Raw genomic sequence first — 3096 nt, 5'->3', positions numbered from 1 at the left:
CGACATGATCGTCTCGCTATACGCCGGCGGGATGGGGCCCGGCCCCCGGAAAGTAGACACCGTGGGGGTGAAATTATTGGCTTTACTCTAGCGCATTGTTAGGAAGCGTGAGATTCGTACTCAATGGGTGTGAGGTACTTGCACCAGGAATGCCTTCGGGTGGTGTTGTAGCGCGCACACCATGCGAAGACGTCGCGTCGGCAGACTAGCTGATTGGAAAAGACTTTCTGGTCTTTGAGCACTTCTCGTTTCAACGCCGCGTTAAACGACTCCGCGAGTGAATTATCAGCGCTGCTGCCAACTGCTCCCATCGACTGGGTGACGTTGAGTCTTCGGCAGACAGCCTGAAACTGCGATGAGGTATACACGCTGCCATGATCTGAGTGGAAGATCGCCCCGGAGAGACTGCCACGGGTACGGCGAGCATGCTCGAGCGCTTCTTCGACGAGGTCGGTGCGCATGTGGTCTGCGATCGCGAAGCCGACGAGCATCCGCGAGTAGCAGTCAATCACAGAAGCCAGATACATATTCGACCCGTCTGCGATCGGCAGATAGGTAATATCGCCGACGAGGATCCTATTGGCAGCTGGCGCAGTGAAGTTCCGCTTGACCAGGTCAGCGAATATAAAGCGATGACGCTCACGCTGTGTTGTCGTGACCTTACGTTTTTTCGTGTAGCCGCGCAGCTGAAGCTTCCTCATAATCGGGGCGATGCGCTTATGGTTGACCGGTCCGGTGCTACTGTACGCATCGTTGAAAGTCAGCTCGGCGGCAATGCGTTTTGCGCCGTAGAGCTGCTTCTTGTCGTCGAAGATGGCCTGGACCTTGGCTCCGAGTATGGCATCATCAACCAGTCTGCGGTGCCGCTGGGCGCTGCTAGCTTTCCATTTGTAGTAGGAGCTGCGGTTTAACCCGAGTACGGTGCACATCCGCTTGACCGAGTAATCGGTGCGGTGGTCATCAACGAACCGGAAGCGGATCACCAGTTCGTCTCTTCCATGAAATATTTGGCTGCCTTACGCAAAATATCGCGGTTCTTCTTTCAGGCGGGCGTTTTCCTGTTGCAGCTGACGTAGCTTCTCAGCATCGGTCAGTTGCCTCGCACGATCAGCACGTAAGCCCGCTGAAAGCTGGGGTTTCGTGCCAGTTCCGTACTTATCAACCCATACGCGAAGCGTGGAGCGGTTGATCCCTAAATCAGCGGCCGCAGCGTTCACCGACACCTGTGGATCGTTCTCGTACATCGCGACCGCGTCGCGCTTGAACTGATCCGAATAAACCTTCCTAGGCATGGAGGTAGATTACCTTTCCCCGACTCAACACAGCCGGAATCAGAGGTGTCTACCAAACAGGGGTCAGGTCCGTCCTGAAGGTTTGGTTGACCTCCGGGTTTATGCCGCCAGTGTAGCGGCTGGGTTCATGATGAGTTCGAACTCGATGGGGGTGAGTTTCCCGAGTCGGCGTTGACGGCGTTTGCGGTGGTACTTGCCCTCGATCCAGGACACGATGGCCAGACGCAGTTCTTCTCGTGTGCCCCAGGATCGACGGTCGAGGACGTTCTTCTGCAGTAGCGCGAAGAACGACTCCATCGCGGCGTTATCGCCACATGCCCCGACCCTGCCCATCGAGCCACGTAGCCTGTGGCGCTTCAGCGCTTTGCGGAAGCGGCGCGACCGGAATTGGGACCCTCGATCGGAATGGACGATCACCCCAGCGGGCCGGCCTCGGTGGGCCACCGCCATCTCGAGCGCGTTGACGGCGATACGGGCCTTCATCCGTGAATCGATCGAGTAGCCCACGATCCGGTTGGAGAACACGTCCTTGATCGCACACAGATACACCTTGCCCTCGCGGGTGCGGTGCTCGGTGATATCGGTCAGCCACACCTGGTTAGGTTCGTCAGCGGTGAACTGACGCTGCACCAGGTCATCGTGAACCGGTGCGCCGGCCTTCTTGTAGCGAGTCTTACGCCTGGCGAACACCGACTGGATCCCGGCGACCCGGCACAACTGCCACACTCTGCGCTCGGACAACTCGTAGCCCAACTCAGCGAGGTCGTCTGCCAGCACCCGGTAGCCGCCTTCCGGATCATCGGCGTGGAGTTCGCGCAGCACGGCGATCAACTCGCGTTCCTCGGCCTCACGGGCTGACACCGGTTGCTTGAGCCACTTGTAGTAGCCCTGTTTGGAGAATCCCAGTATCCGGCACGCGACCGCCACCGGCACCCTCACCCGGGCACCGACCGCGGCCATCTCCTTCACGAGCGGATAGATCATTTTGGGGGCATGATGTGAGCCTGCGACAGATACGCCGCCGCGCGCCGCAGCACCTCGTTTTCCATCTCCAACTCCCGGATCCTGCGCAGCGCCTGCGACATGTCCTTGCGCGCCTCTGGATCGGTGGTCGGGGTCATCCCATGGGACTTGAACCTCGCGTCACGGATCCACGCCTGCAGCGTGGTCTTCGCGATACCGAGGTCCTTGACGACCTGCTTCTGCGGGATACCCGACTCGACCAACGCGACCGCGTCGCGCTTGAACTCGTCGGTGTAGGTGATCTTCGGCATGGTTGCCATCGTTTCAGCACGACGCCCTCTCAGGAATCATGCGGTCTTGGAGTCAACCAAACCTTCGGCAGTCCCCTGCGAGTAGTACGGCTGGAACGCTTCCAAGATCGTCTCAGGATCGTTGACGAAATCCACCACGAACGTCTTGGTTTTGTTTTTCGAAGGCATCGTCCTGTTAAGACGGGAAAGTGTCTGCACCGCCATCACGCCCGATAGTGGCTTGTCCACATACATCGCGGACAAGCGTGGCTTATCGAATCCGGTCTGGTATTTATTCGCCACGATCAAAAACTTGTATGCAGCACCGTCGAACATCTTGGACGTTTCCATCCGGCGCTGTCCCTCGGGTGCGTTTTCGTTATTGAGCGAGGATTCGGTGACGATCTGCTCTACATCTTCGTCCTTGGACACATCCAGGGAGCCAGAAAACGCCACGAGTGCTTCAAGCCCGTGGTACTTCGGGTTGGACTTGATCACGTCTTGGACTGCTCTAAACGGTGCTGTTGCAAAGTTCGGGCGACAGGAAGACC

General features: G+C 58.2%; 1 protein-coding gene and 2 pseudogenes. All 3 read right to left on the bottom strand.

Annotated elements, in window-relative coordinates:
* Nucleotides 1-98: 98 nt before the first annotated feature.
* A pseudogene (locus HMPREF3088_RS09965) lies at nucleotides 99-1292 on the bottom strand (IS3-like element IS3502 family transposase).
* Nucleotides 1293-1391: 99 nt separating this feature from the next.
* Nucleotides 1392-2566, bottom strand: a protein-coding gene (locus tag HMPREF3088_RS09955) for an IS3 family transposase (protein ID WP_246818161.1) whose coding sequence is annotated in 2 segments (ribosomal slippage) — nucleotides 1392-2287 and nucleotides 2287-2566 — 1176 coding nt in all. Because the reading frame shifts where the segments join, the coding sequence is not laid out codon by codon here.
* A gap of 36 nt (nucleotides 2567-2602) precedes the next feature.
* Nucleotides 2603-3096 (bottom strand): annotated as a pseudogene (locus tag HMPREF3088_RS09945) (type I restriction endonuclease subunit R); the annotation flags it as partial.

Source organism: Corynebacterium sp. HMSC22B11, assembly GCF_001815965.1.
In the GTDB taxonomy this organism is placed as follows: domain Bacteria; phylum Actinomycetota; class Actinomycetes; order Mycobacteriales; family Mycobacteriaceae; genus Corynebacterium.
The sequence above is the reverse complement of the archived record's forward strand: the minus strand, read 5'-3'. Positions and strand labels throughout refer to the sequence as shown.